This is a genomic window from Bradyrhizobium sp. OK095 (assembly GCF_900109945.1).
GTDB lineage: Bacteria > Pseudomonadota > Alphaproteobacteria > Rhizobiales > Xanthobacteraceae > Bradyrhizobium.
Window position 1 is genome coordinate 1 of sequence record NZ_FOBX01000022.1, and the last position, 13,101, is coordinate 13,101.

Below are 13,101 nucleotides of genomic sequence, written 5' to 3' on the forward strand. Positions count from 1 at the left end.
TGCCAGCCAGCTCCGCTGGCTCAGTTCGATTGCAACGAAAATTGTGCCACTATGTCCGGCGGTGGGCGTGCTCTCGGTCGATGCTTGCATCAGACTCTCCGGTGGTTCGAGTGTGGAAACCCAAACCTAACGGATAGGGCTCGCTCACCGCCCCATGGAATCTACGGCACCTTTACATCGGCCGGACTTCGACCACGTCAGGCACAAAGTGTTTGAGCAAGTTCTGGATGCCGTGCTGGAGCGTCGCGGTTGATGACGGGCAGCCGGAGCAGGCGCCCTTCATGTTGAGATAGACGATCCCGTCCTTGAAGCCGCGGAAGGTGATGTCGCCGCCGTCATTGGCGACCGCCGGCCGCACGCGGGTCTCGATCAGATCCTTGATCACGTCGACGGTCTCGGCATCGGCCTCGTCGAAGAACTCGTCCTCGTCGTCGAGATCGGCATCGCTGGTGGCCGCGCCGTCCGCGAGCAGCGGCGCGCCGGACATGTAGTGCTCCATGATGGCGCCGAGGATCGCGGGCTTGAGCTGCTGCCATTCACCGTTCGCTTTGGTCACGGTGATGAAGTCCGATCCATAGAACACGCCGGTGACGCCGGGCACGTCGAACAGCTTCTCGGCGAGCGGCGAGCGCGTGGCCGATTCGCGGCTCGCAAATTCCACCGGGCTGTCGACGACGACGCGGCCGGGAATGAACTTCAGCGTGGCGGGATTGGGGGTGGCTTCGGTTTGAATGAACATGGTTTTCTCCAGACGTCGCCGGTTCAAGGCCGGCGCGTGCCCTATCCAGTAGCAGATGGCGACGGCGAACGCACGATCAAGGGGCGGGGTGGCTGTTTCGCTGTTATATCAGCGGGTTAGGGCGGGCCCTACGACAGCGAATCCACGCTTTGGTCACTCAGCGCGCCGGAGATGATGGTCACCGGCACCGGGAACGCGCCCAGCGCGTGCGCCAGCAGCGCGACCCAGGGCCCCGGACCCTCCGCACCGGGATTGGCGGCCAGCACCAGCACGGCGATATCGGGGTCCTCGTCGATCACCGCCAGCAGTTGCTCCATCGCGGCGCCTTCACGGATGACCCGTTCCGGCGTGATCGCGGCGATGCCGTTGGCGCGGCCGGCGGCGCGGTCGAGGGCTGCTTCCGCCGCCTCCTGCGCCTCGGCGCGCATGATGTCGGCGACCCCCAGCCATTCCTGGCTCTGCTGTTCGGGCTCGATAATGCGCAGCATCACCACGCCGCCTTCGGCGCGGATCGCCCAGCGGCTGGCATAATAGACCGCGCGATCCCATTCGGCGGTGTCGTCGACGATGACGAGGCATTTGGGCTTGTGACCCGGCTCGAAGCAAAGTCGCTTGCTGGTCATGCAGGTCCCGGAATGTGCACGGACGACATGCTGCCACACTCCCGCAATTTTTGGGAGGGGAGAAGCGGCCGGCGCCGTGGCGCAGGCCGCTTTCGCTAACGCAACAATCAGCGCCGGCGGATGAAGCCGACGATGTCCTTCGAGAGGTTCATGGTCTCTTCGGCGATGGCGCGGGCGCGGTCGGCGCCATCGTTCAGGATCGCGTCGATATGGCCGGGGTCGGCGACCAGGCGCTTCATCTCGCCGGCGATCGGTGAGAGTTTTGTGACGCACAGATCCACCAGCGCGTTCTTGAAGCTGGAGAACTGGCCGCCGCCGAATTCGGTCAGCACCTCGGCCTTGGAGCGGCCGGAGAGGGCGGCGTAGATGCCGACGAGATTGTCGGCCTCGGGACGCGCTTCCAGGCCCTTTTCCTCGGACGGCAGCGGTTCCGGATCGGTCTTCGCCTTGCGCACCTTCTGCGCGATGGTGTCGGCGTCGTCGGTCAGATTGATGCGCGAATTGTCCGACGCATCCGACTTCGACATCTTCTTGGTGCCGTCGCGCAAGCTCATCACGCGCGTCGCCGGTCCCGTGATCAGGGGTTCCGGCAGCGGGAAGAACAGGCCGTCATTGGCGCCGAGGCTGCGGATCGAGTCGCCAAAGTCGTTGTTGAACTTCTGCGCGATGTCGCGCGAGAGCTCGAGATGCTGCTTCTGGTCCTCGCCCACGGGAACGTGCGTGGCGCGGTAAAGCAAGATGTCGGCGGCCATCAGCACGGGATAGTCGAACAGACCGACCGAGGCGTTCTCGCGGTCCTTGCCGGCCTTTTCCTTGAACTGGGTCATGCGGCCGAGCCAGCCCATGCGTGCGACGCAGTTGAAGATCCAGGCAAGCTCGGCGTGGCCGGAGACCTGGCTCTGGTTGAACACGATGTGCTTCTTCGGATCGATGCCGCTGGCGATGAACGCCGCGGTCACCTCGCGGGTGTTGCGCGCGAGCTCGGCGGGGCCGCCCCAGACGTCCACGCCCTGCGTGATCGCGTGCATGTCGACGACGCAATAGATGCAGTTGTGGGTTTCCTGCATCTTCACGAAGTTGACGATCGCGCCGAGGTAATTGCCGAGGTGCAGATTGCCCGTCGGCTGGACGCCCGAAAAAACCCGTTCAACGAATGGCATGGCAGCTTTCCTGCAAGATACGGGGCGTCGTTTCCAACAGCGGCGCTGCCCCGTCAAGGGTAATTCGCAAGGGTATTTCGAAGGTCCCGCGCGGCGAGGCCGGATTAGGCGGGCCGCTTCAAGGCGTTAACGGCCTCGCGCCAGGAGGCGGCGCCGAGGATTTGCAGCAGCAGGCCATAGACGGCGATCCCGGCCGCGATCTGCAGGCCCAGCACAATGAAGCGGATGAGGCCGTGCGCCTCGACAGGGACAAGACCCGTGGTCAACCAGAGCAGGGCGCCCATGGCGGCGGCGGCGAGCGCGATCCGCGGCAGCCGCTTGCGGGCGGCGGCATCGATCGAGAAGCCGAACTCGCTGGTGCCTTTCCGGAGCAGCGCGAGCGCACTGCTCCAGGCGCCCGCCGCGATGCTGGCGGCGATCCCGCTCGCGCCGTAGAAATGTCCGAGCACGACGGCGAGGGCGATCGCGACCACAAAACCTTTGGCCGTGGCGAGCAGTGGCGTCATCGTGTCGCTGCGGGCATAGTAGGCCGGCGACAATGCCTTGATCAGCACGTGAGCCGGCAGACCCAGCGCCAGCCACATCAGCGCATGCGCGGTGGCCGCACTGTCTTCTGCTCCGAAGGCGCCATGCTCGAACAGCAGCCGCACGATCGGTTCGGCCAGCACGGTCAGGCCGAGTGTGGCCGGCAGCGCCAGTCCGGTCGCAAGTTCCAGCGCGCGTGATTCCGCATGCGCCACGGCGTCGCGGTCACCGCTTGCGACGGCGCGCGTCAGTTCGGGCACCAGCACGGTGCCCATGGCGACGCCGACGATGCCGAGCGGCAATTCGATCAGGCGGTTGGCGAAATAGAGCCAGGACACGGCGGACGGCGTTGCGGAGGCAATGATCGCGCCTGCGACCATCAGCCATTGCGGGCCCGAGCTTGCGATCATGCCGGGGATCGCCTTGGCGAAGAAGCCGCGCATCTCCTTGTCGAAGCTCACACGCAACGGTGTCGCGAGAGCTGCACTTCGCTGCGACAGCAGCATCAGCAATTGCAGCAGTCCTGCAACGCCGACGGTCGCCGCCAGCACCCACGCAGCGAAGGTGACATCGGCATGCCAGACGAGGAGCGCCGCGATCGCTGCGATCAATGCGATGTTGAACAGCAGCGGCGAGAATGCGGTGAGCGCAAATCGCCCCCGCGCGTTCAGCAGCCCCATCAGCACCGTGACGGGACCGGCGAAGGCGAGATAGGGCAGCATCAGCCGCGCGTTCTGGACGGCGAGATCGAGCGTCGCGCTGCCGAGAAAGCCAGGCGCGATGACCGTGATGATCAGCGGCATCACCAAAGCAATCACGATCGAGATTGCGATCAGGGTCGCGCTCACCGTGCCGAGCACGCGTCCGGCGAATGCCGCAGCAGCCCCCTCGCCATTGCGGTCACGAACGCGTAGCCAGGCCGGGATCAGCGCCGCATTCAGTGCCCCCTCGCTGAGCAGCCGCCGCACCACATTGACGAGCTGGAAGGCGGCCAAAAAGGCATCCGCCACGGCGCCGGTGCCAAGCAGCGCTGCGATCAGGGAATCGCGGGCAAAACCCAGCAGCCGCGAGGCCAGTGTTCCCGTCGAGACGGTCAGGAAGGAGCGGATCATTGCCTGTAATAATACCGTTGCTTGCCCGCGAAGGGCCGGTCGTGATAGGCCGCGAGCCAGATTTCAGGCCGACAGGAAGCGGATTTCTCCGGCAATCGCAATCCGGCAAACAGGATCAAGGTGAATGGCTGACGTGAAATATGACGTTCTCGGCATCGGCAACGCGCTGTTCGACGTGCTGGTCAAGACCGACGAGGCCTTTTTGGCCAAGCACGGCATGACCAAGGGCAGCATGTCCCTGATCGACGAGGCGCGGGCCGCCGCCATCTACAGCAACATGGGCCCGGCCACGGAAGTCTCGGGGGGATCTGCCGCCAACACCATCGTCGGCATCGGCAGCCTCGGCGCCCGCGCGGCCTATGTCGGCAAGGTCAAGGACGACCAGATCGGCAAGCTCTATGTCCACGACATCCGCTCGGCCGGCGTCGCCTTCAACACGCCCGCCGCGACGGACGGCCCCGCCACCGGCTGCTCCTACATCCTGGTCACCGGCGACGGCGAGCGCACCATGAACACCTATCTCGGTGCTGCCCAGGATTTGTCGCCGGCCGATATCGATCCGGCCGAGATCGCGTCCGCCGGCATCGTCTATCTCGAGGGCTATCTCTGGGATCCCAAGAACGCCAAGGACGCGTTCCTCAAGGCGGCCAAGATCGCCCATGACGCCAAGCGCAAGGTGGCGCTGACGCTGTCGGATTCCTTCTGCGTCGACCGCTATCGCGACGAATTTTTGGGGCTGATGCGCGACGGCACCGTCGACATCGTGTTCGCCAACGAGTCCGAGCTGCATTCGCTCTATATGACCTCGGACTTCGACACCGCGCTGAAGCAGCTCCGCAACGACGTCAATCTCGGCGTGGTTACCCGCAGCGAGAAGGGCTGCATGGTGATCTCGGCTGAAGACGTCGTCGCAGCACCTGCGTTTCCAATTGCTAAGCTGGTCGATACCACCGGCGCCGGCGACCTCTTCGCCGCCGGCTTCCTGTTCGGTCTGGCGCGTAATCTGGCGCACAAGCAATGCGGCGAGCTCGGCGCGCTGGCGGCCGCGGAAGTCATCCAGCACATCGGCGCCAGGCCGCAGGTGTCGCTGAAGGAACTGGCGCAGCAGCGCGGGTTGACGGTTTAACGCTCGTCTCGCCCCCCGTCATTGCGAGCGAAGCGAAGCAATCCAGAGTCCTTCCACGGAGGCAGACTGGATTGCTTCGCTACGCTCGCAATGACGAAGGAGTAGTCACGCCGTCTTTGCGGCACTCAGTCCGAGCCGCGTCTCTACCGCATCGCGCATCACGAATTTCTGGATCTTGCCGGTCACCGTCATCGGAAATTCGTCGACGAACTCCACGTAGCGCGGAATCTTGTTGTGGGCGATCTGGCCGTCACAGAAGGCGCGCACCTCCTCGGCGGTGAGCTTCTCGCCTGACCTGATGCGGATCCAGGCGCAGAGCTCCTCACCATAGCGGGCGTCCGCAACGCCAAAGATCTGAACGTCCTGAATCTTGGGATGGCGGTACAAGAACTCCTCGATCTCGCGCGGATAGAGGTTCTCGCCGCCGCGGATCACCAGATCCTTGATGCGGCCGACAATATTGCAATAGCCCTCATCGTCGATGGTGGCGAGGTCGCCTGTGTGCATCCAGCCGTTGGCGTCGAGCACGTCTCTCGTCTTTTCCTTCTCCTCCCAATAGCCCAGCATGACGCTGTAACCGCGGGTGCAGAGCTCGCCGCGTTCGCCGCGCTTTACGATCCTGCCTTCGAGATCGACGACCTTAACTTCGACATGCGGATGGATCCGCCCGACGGTGGAGACGCGCCGCTCGAGCGGGTCGTCCGTCGCGCTCTGGAAGCTGACCGGGCTGGTCTCGGTCATGCCATAGGCGATGGTGACCTCGCGCATGTTCATCTCGGTGTTGACGCGCTTCATCACTTCGATTGGGCAGGGCGCTCCCGCCATGATGCCGGTGCGCAATGATTTCAGGTTGAACGTCTTGAATTCGGGATGGTCGAGCTCCGCGATGAACATGGTCGGCACGCCGTACAACGCCGTGCATTTCTCCTGTTCGATCGCGCGCAGCGTCGCCAGCGGATCGAAGCCCTCGCCGGGATAGACCATGGTGGTGCCGAGCGTGACGGAGGCGAGGTTGCCCATCACCATGCCGAAGCAGTGGTAGAGCGGCACCGGGATGCAGATGCGATCCTGTTCGGTCAGGCGCATGGCGCGGCCGGTGAAATAGCCATTGTTGAGGATGTTGTGGTGGGTCAACGTCACACCCTTCGGCGATCCCGTGGTGCCGCTGGTGAACTGGATGTTGACGGGATCGTCGAATTGCAGGGCTGCGCCGAGCACAGCGAGCTGCTCGCGATGCTTTGCGCCGCCCATGCGCGCGACTTCCTCGAAAGGGATCGTGCCGGGCGCTGAAGGACCGCCGATCTGGATCACCGTTCGCAAGGCCGGCAGCCGCGCCGCCTGCAACTGTCCGGGCCTGGCGCTCGCCAGCTCGGGCAGCAGCGTGTTGAGCATCTCCATGTAATTGCTGGTCTTGAACGAAGTCGCGGTGACGATCGCGGCGCAGCCGACTTTCTTCAGCGCGAATTCCAGCTCGCTGAGCCGATAGGCGGGATTGATCGTTACCAGGATCAAGCCGGCCTTGGCGGCGGCGAACTGGGTCAGCGTCCATTCCGGACGGTTAAGCGACCAGATGCCGATGCGCTCGCCGCGTTCAAGGCCAAGTGCGAGAAAGCCTGCGGCGAGCGCGTCGACGCGCTCGGCGAATTCCGTCCAGGTCCATCGCACGGCGTGGCTGGGCGAGACCAGCGCCTCGCGACTGCCCCAGCGGCGTACGGCGTGATCGAGGCTGCGACCGATGGTGTCGCCGAGCAGCGGCGTGTCCGAGATGCCGCAAACATAGCTGTCGGCTTCGTCTGCAAGACCGTCCGTCAAGTTCGTCTCCTCAAAGTTGTCGCCTCGTGCCTTGAAGCCGATGGCCCTCGGGCACGAGGTTATCCTCTGCCGGGAAGACGCGCGACGCCGCGCGCCTCATACTAAGTGGCTATGCCGCCTTTTTCCCACTCTCCGCATCAAGCCCGGCATAGACCCCGCGCTCGAATCCGGCAAAAGCCTCCAGGCACTTCCCGTCGGCGAACGGCAGCAGCTGCATCAGGATCACGCCGGTGACGTCGCGCGCAGGATCGATCCAGTAATAGGTGTTGGCGAGGCCGGCCCAGGCGAGGCTGCCTGCGCTGCGGCCTTCCGCGGTCTTGGCGGTGTTGATCATGAAGCTGAGGCCCCACTTCTTCACCTGCTCCGGATAGAGATCGACGTCGTTGGTGTACATCGGCGCCGCGGTCGCCAGCTTGGTCATGTTGAGGTCGCCCATCTGGTTCTGGCTCATGGTGGCGATCGTCTCGGCTTTCAGCAGCTGGTTGCCGTTGCCGCGGCCCTTGTTCAAAATCATCCGGGTGAACTTGATGTAGTCGGCCGCGGTCGCATAGAGGCCGCCGCCACCCATGTGGAATTCCGGGTTCTGTTCGAGCTCGAACGGGATCGCGGCCAACTGGCCATCCTCGCCGCGCGCATGCATGCCGACCAGGCGCTTGCGCATGTCGTCAGTGATCTTGAAGCCGGTGTCGGACATTCCGAGCGGCGCAAAGAGATTGTCGCGCAGATAAGCGTCGAGCCGCTTGCCGCTGACGGCTTCCACCGCCTTGCCGACGAAATCGATGTTGGTGCCGTATTCCCAGCGCGTACCGGGATCGGTCATAACAGGCGTCTTCAGCGCCGCGTTCTGGCAGGTGGTGATGGCGGGAGTGCCGGTCTTCTCCAGATAGACCGCGAGATCGCCGTTCCACATGTTGTAGGCGAAGCCGGCAGTGTGGGTCATGAGCTGGCGCAGCGTGATCGGCCCCTTCGCCGGCCGCAGTTTTGGTTCGCCCTTGGCATCGAAACCGTCGAGCACCTGCGGCTCGGCGAGATCGGGCAGCAGCGAACCGATCGGCGCATCGAGCGCCAGTTTGCCTTGCTCGACCAGTTGCATCGCGCCCGCTGATGTCACCGCCTTCGTCATCGAGGCGATCCAGAACACGCTGTCCGCGGTCATCGCGTCGGGTTTTGACAGATCGCGCTTGCCGAACGCGCCTTGGTAGAGGACGTCGTTACCGCTGGCGGCGATTGCGACGATTCCGGGAATCTCCTTGGCTTCGCTTGTCTTGCGCAGAACTTCGTCGATCTCTGCTTTGCTTTGCATACGCGTTTCCTCCGGTTTGATTTTTATTGGAAGTAGTCGATTGTCCTCCTGCAACCACCGCGCGGCAAGCGTGGCGATATGCATGCTTCGGTCGCGATGTCGTGACTTGACGGCTCGTGCCCCACGCAGGACGACTGAACTGCAACACTCCGTCACAATCTGCGGTGGATGGCCGCAGTTCGCCGTGACCTAGGATGGGCTCAGGCGATATGTTTCGAGCGTTTGGAGCACTTGAAACATTTGGTGCGTTGCGGCGTTTGGCTTTTGGCCCAATGGGCGGCCGACGCTTAAGACTTGAAGCAAATTTGGCGGCCTCCCATCGGCCGCGAGGGGACATCAGATGATTTCGACCTGGAACGAATGGAAGCGCTATCCCCGTCCCGGACGAGACGACAATCTGGAAGCGCCGATCTCGCCCGGAATCTACGAGGTCCGCATCGCCGGCTCCGGCGCGCTCTATTCCTTCGGTGCGGTCGACAATCTGGCGCAGGCGTTGGCGCTGCTGCCGGTCGGCTCAAAGTCCTGGTTCGGTCGCCGCGACACCTCCGACGCGCCTTCGCTCGAATACCGGACCTGCGCGACGTCTTCGAAGGCCGACGCCAAGGCCGCCGCCGAGCGCATGATCGGCCGGCGCGAGACTTATCTGAGCGGCGCGGCGTAAGGCCGCTCACGACTTAACTGCCATCAGCTGTGCGTTGCGGGACGGTGCATTATGCACCGTCTGTCCCTATATTCCGGGCCAATTCGATCGCCCTCAGGGAGTAACGCCATGACCCCGACCGCCGCTGCCCGCGCCCCGCACGCCTCCGCCACCTTGCGCGACCGGTTGAAGGACCCCTCGCTGCTGAAGGAGGCCTGCTACATCGACGGCGCCTGGGTCGGCACGCCGGTCTTCGCCGTCAACAATCCCGCAACCGGCGTCGAGATCGCAAAGGTCCCGCAGCTCGGTGCGGACGAGACGACCAAGGCGGTGGAAGCTGCCGAGCGCGCGTTCCCGGCCTGGGCCAAGCACACCGCCAAGCAGCGCTCCAACATTTTGCGCAAATGGTTCGAGCTGATCATCGCCAACCGCGAGGACCTCGCGCTGATCCTGACCTCCGAGCAGGGCAAGCCGCTCTCTGAGGCGCTCGGCGAGGTCGACATCGGCGCCGCCTATATCGAGTTCTTCGCCGAAGAGGCCCGCCGCGTCTATGGCGAGACCATCCCGACGCAGCGGCCCGATGCGCGGCTGCTCGCGATCAAGCAGCCGATCGGTGTCTGCGGCGCCATCACGCCGTGGAATTTCCCGAACTCCATGATCACGCGAAAGGTCTCGCCGGCGCTCGCTGCCGGCTGCACCGTGGTGCTGAAGCCCGCCAACGAGACGCCGCTGTCGGCGCTGGCGCTAGCGGTGCTCGCCGAGAAGGCCGGCATTCCCAAGGGCGTGCTCAACATCGTCACCGGCGATGCGCCGCCGATCGGCAAGGTGCTGTGCGAGCATCCGGCGGTGCGCTTCGTCGGCTTCACCGGCTCGACCGCCGTCGGCAAGATCCTCTACCAGCAGGCCTCCGTCGGCGTGAAGCGGCTCGGCCTCGAGCTCGGCGGCAACGCGCCGTTCGTGGTGTTCGACGATGCCGATATCGACGCGGCGGTCGAAGGCGCAATCGTCTCGAAGTATCGCAACATGGGCCAGACCTGCGTCTGCGCCAACCGCCTCTACGCCCAGGACAAGATCTACGACGAGTTCGTGAAGAAGCTGTCGGCGAAGGTCGCGGCGATGAAGGTCGGCGACGGCACCGAGAGCGGTGTCACGCAGGGCCCGCTGATCAATCTGAAAGCGGTCGACAAGGTCGAGCGCCACATCGCGGATGCCGTGAAGCGCGGCGCCAAGGTCGTGACCGGCGGCAAGCGCAGCGAGCTCGGCCGCTCGTTCTTCGAGCCTACGGTTCTCTCCGACGTCAGGCCGGACTCGCTGGTGGCGCAGGAAGAAACCTTCGGCCCACTTGCGCCCGTGATCCGCTTCAAGGACGAAGCCGAGGTGATCGCGATGTGCAATGCCTCGCCCTTTGGCCTGGCGTCGTACTTCTACTCCCGCGATCTCGGCCGCGTCTGGCGCGTCGCCGAAGCGCTGGAATCCGGCATGGTCGGCGTCAACACCGGCCTGATCACGACGGAAGTCGCGCCCTTCGGCGGCGTCAAGGAAAGCGGCCTTGGCCGCGAAGGCTCGCGTCACGGCATGGAAGAATATGTCGAGATCAAATACGTGATGATGGCGGGGGTGTAGGCCCGCCGTTATCTCTCCACGTCATTGCGAGCGAAGCGAAGCAATCCAGAGTCTTTCCGCGGAGACAGTCTGGATTGCTTCGTCGCAAGAGCTCCTCGCAATGACGAAGCGGGCTGCAGGCCCTACCGCCGCAGCACCGCAATCGTCCTGTTCGCAAACGTCAGCCGCTCGGCCATGACCGACACGAAATAGGTCAGCAGCTTATGGCTGAGCGCGGGGTCTTCGTCCTTGATGGCGTCGAACTGGTGCGTGTTGAGCACGTAAAGCACGCTGTCGATTTCGGCCTGGATCGTCGCGCTGCGCGGTGAATTCGACACCAGCCCCATCTCGCCGATCGTGGTGTAGCGCCCCAGGCTGCGCACGCGCGTGGTGCTGTCGCCCTCGGCGGGGATCATGATGCCGACGCGGCCTTCGAGGATGAAATGCATGGAATCGGCGGGATCGCCGGCCTGCACGATGATGTCGCCGGCCTCGACCTCGAGACGTTGGCAGCGGTGGATCAGCGCGTCGGCGTCGTTCTCGCTGCCGAGGATGCGCGTGAACCAGTCACGCAAGCTGGCTTCCTCCTGCACCAGCTCCTGATGCTGCGAGATGAGCTCGTTCTCGCACCATTCCAGCGCGCGATCGAGCTCGGGGATGATGGTGACGCCTTCGCCGACGAAGTCGCTGGAGCGCAGCACCTTTTCGGCCGCCGCGGACAGATGCACCAGGATCAGTTCGACGCCGAGGTCATGCGCGCTGCGCTTGATCTGGGCGAAACTATACGCGGCCGAGGAATCGACGCCGGTGACGAGCTTGAAGTCGAACAGCAGATAGCGGCACTCCGGCCGCTCGTGGAGCAGCAGCTTGACGTGTTGGTAGAGCCGGTTGGCGGAGCCGAAGAACAGATAGCTCTGGAGGTTGAGGCCCTGGATCTTGCCGCCATGGGCCAGCAGCACCTCCTGGTCGTCGCGGGAGCGATCGAGCGAAGAGCGGTATTCCGAGCCGTCGAAACTGTACTTGATCGATTCCACCCGTGCCGCGCTGAACGCAAACGTCGCGCAGCCGATGATCACGCCGATCAGGATGCCCGGCACGAATCCCCAGGCGACGATGATCGCGATGATGGCGATCAGCGAGAGATATTCGAGCTTCGAAAGCCGCTTGCGCGATTCGATGATCCATTTGTGCAGCTGGTCGGCGCCGAGATAGAGCAGAAGGCCGCCGAGCACGAATTTCGGGATGAAGCCGAGCAGCTCGGGCGCGATCGCGAGCATCAGCAGCGACAGCGCCGCGACGGTAAGGCCGGACAGGCGTCCACGCCCGCCGCTGCTGTAGTTGAGCATCGAGCGGCTGATCGAACTACAGCCGGGATAGCCGCCGAGCAGGCCGGTCAGGATATTGGCGGCGCCGGTGACGTTCAGCTCGCGCTCCAGATTGGCTTCGCGGTGCACGGCGACCTCGATGCCGGTGGTATTGAACAGCGTGCTGGAGGCCGTGACGAAGATCACGGCGACCACGTTGCCGAGCAGGTCCGGCACGGCGGACCAGGGATAGCGGGCGAGATCGTCGGTGTGCCAGGGCAGCATGAAGACCGCTTGCGGCGGCGGCTGGAACGTCCAGCCCAGCGCGCGTGCGTGGTCGAACGAGACGCCGGTGATCCAGAACGCGACATGCGCCGTCAGCACGCCGCCGACCAGGATAATCGGCAGTCCGAACGGGCTGCGCGAGCGATGCCAGGTCAGATACAGCACCATCGCCATCGCGCAGGCGGCAGCCAGCTCCAGCAAAGTGGTGCCATTGGCAAAGAGCGGCAGCGTCGCGAACTGCAAGGGGTGGTTGGTGATCACCCGGATAGCACCGAGAGCAATGAGAAGTCCGGTCGCGCCGAGGAAGCCGCCGACCACGGGATAGGGCACATAGCGTATGGCGCGCCCCAGCCGCGTCAGGCCAAGTCCGCACAGCACCAACCCCGTCAACACCGTCGACAGGCCGAGCGTGATCAGAACCGGCGAGAGCAGCGGTGCCAAGGGGTTTGCCGCTTCGATCCGCTCGACCACCGAGGCCGCGAGAATTCCCGTCACTGCGGCGGTCGAGCTGTCGGGGGCGCCAACCACGAACGGGAGTGAGCTGCCAAGCCCGATGACGATCGCGAGCACAGCTGAACTGACGAAGGTCGCCGTGATCCCGTAGGATAGATAGGGCGACAGCGGCCCGGCGAAGATCAGCAGCGAATAGGACAGTCCGAAGGTGACGGTTAGCACGCTGGCGGCGCTTCCGCCCAATATGTCATTCAGCGCACGCTTGAGGGCCGGATTGAATCGCGGAGCTGGACTGAAAGTAATTGCTGGATCGGTCACGCGGTTGCGCTCGCCATGAAAAGTCTCGTCCGAGACGTAGACGACTGCGGGCTTAGCGCAACAGGATTCTTGACAGTATGAAATATCCGACAGTTTTGC

General features: G+C 64.2%; 10 protein-coding genes. 3 read left to right on the forward strand and 7 right to left on the reverse strand.

Translation table 11 applies throughout. The annotated features are described in order from the left end of the window. Positions 1-172: 172 nt before the first annotated feature. The 4 genes from BMW89_RS35325 to murJ form a co-directional block, all read right to left on the reverse strand. Positions 173-739 (reverse strand): NifU family protein, encoded by a 567-nt coding sequence (locus tag BMW89_RS35325; RefSeq protein WP_092034953.1) that lies wholly within the window; start codon positions 737-739, stop codon positions 173-175. Between the two features lie 128 nt (positions 740-867). Further along, positions 868-1,362, reverse strand: a complete 495-nt coding sequence (locus tag BMW89_RS35330; RefSeq protein WP_177196548.1) for a universal stress protein — start codon at positions 1,360-1,362, stop codon at positions 868-870. A gap of 107 nt (positions 1,363-1,469) precedes the next feature. Beyond that, on the reverse strand, positions 1,470-2,522 hold the full coding sequence (gene trpS, locus BMW89_RS35335; RefSeq protein WP_092034955.1) for a tryptophan--tRNA ligase: 1,053 nt from the start codon (positions 2,520-2,522) through the stop codon (positions 1,470-1,472). 104 nt (positions 2,523-2,626) lie between these two features. Continuing rightward, positions 2,627-4,159 (reverse strand): murein biosynthesis integral membrane protein MurJ, encoded by a 1,533-nt coding sequence (gene murJ, locus BMW89_RS35340; RefSeq protein ID WP_092034956.1) that lies wholly within the window; start codon positions 4,157-4,159, stop codon positions 2,627-2,629. Between the two features lie 124 nt (positions 4,160-4,283). Here murJ and BMW89_RS35345 point away from each other — a divergent pair, with 124 nt between their 5' ends. Next, complete coding sequence (locus tag BMW89_RS35345) at positions 4,284-5,285, forward strand: adenosine kinase (RefSeq protein WP_092034957.1); 1,002 nt, start codon at positions 4,284-4,286, stop codon at positions 5,283-5,285. Between the two features lie 105 nt (positions 5,286-5,390). Here BMW89_RS35345 and BMW89_RS35350 read toward each other — a convergent pair whose 3' ends face one another. Together BMW89_RS35350 and BMW89_RS35355 are read right to left on the reverse strand one after the other, a co-directional pair. After that, positions 5,391-7,097, reverse strand: a complete 1,707-nt coding sequence (locus BMW89_RS35350) for an AMP-binding protein (protein WP_092034958.1) — start codon at positions 7,095-7,097, stop codon at positions 5,391-5,393. Positions 7,098-7,206: 109 nt separating this feature from the next. Then, entirely contained in the window at positions 7,207-8,400 is a 1,194-nt protein-coding gene (locus BMW89_RS35355; protein WP_177196549.1) for a serine hydrolase domain-containing protein, read from the reverse strand. Between the two features lie 340 nt (positions 8,401-8,740). Between BMW89_RS35355 and BMW89_RS35360 the strand changes: the two genes are divergently transcribed. Continuing rightward, complete coding sequence (locus tag BMW89_RS35360; RefSeq protein WP_092034960.1) at positions 8,741-9,061, forward strand: hypothetical protein; 321 nt, start codon at positions 8,741-8,743, stop codon at positions 9,059-9,061. A gap of 108 nt (positions 9,062-9,169) precedes the next feature. Beyond that, positions 9,170-10,663, forward strand: coding sequence for an NAD-dependent succinate-semialdehyde dehydrogenase (locus tag BMW89_RS35365; RefSeq protein WP_092034961.1), 1,494 nt, complete (start codon positions 9,170-9,172; stop codon positions 10,661-10,663). A gap of 122 nt (positions 10,664-10,785) precedes the next feature. On the opposite strand, the gene BMW89_RS35370 is transcribed toward BMW89_RS35365, so the two are convergent. Further along, positions 10,786-13,002, reverse strand: a complete 2,217-nt coding sequence (locus BMW89_RS35370) for an SLC26A/SulP transporter family protein (protein WP_092034962.1) — start codon at positions 13,000-13,002, stop codon at positions 10,786-10,788. Between the last annotated feature and the right edge of the window lie 99 nt (positions 13,003-13,101).

Excerpts from the sequence above, each read along its gene's own strand:
- BMW89_RS35325 (WP_092034953.1), bottom strand. The coding sequence starts at position 739 with ATGTTCATTCAAACCGAAGCCACCCCCAATCCCGCCACGCTGAAGTTC.
- BMW89_RS35330 (WP_177196548.1), bottom strand. The coding sequence starts at position 1,362 with ATGACCAGCAAGCGACTTTGCTTCGAGCCGGGTCACAAGCCCAAATGC.
- trpS (WP_092034955.1), bottom strand. The coding sequence starts at position 2,522 with ATGCCATTCGTTGAACGGGTTTTTTCGGGCGTCCAGCCGACGGGCAAT.
- murJ (WP_092034956.1), bottom strand. The coding sequence starts at position 4,159 with ATGATCCGCTCCTTCCTGACCGTCTCGACGGGAACACTGGCCTCGCGG.
- BMW89_RS35345 (WP_092034957.1), top strand. The coding sequence starts at position 4,284 with ATGGCTGACGTGAAATATGACGTTCTCGGCATCGGCAACGCGCTGTTC.
- BMW89_RS35355 (WP_177196549.1), bottom strand. The coding sequence starts at position 8,400 with ATGCAAAGCAAAGCAGAGATCGACGAAGTTCTGCGCAAGACAAGCGAA.
- BMW89_RS35360 (WP_092034960.1), top strand. The coding sequence starts at position 8,741 with ATGATTTCGACCTGGAACGAATGGAAGCGCTATCCCCGTCCCGGACGA.
- BMW89_RS35365 (WP_092034961.1), top strand. The coding sequence starts at position 9,170 with ATGACCCCGACCGCCGCTGCCCGCGCCCCGCACGCCTCCGCCACCTTG.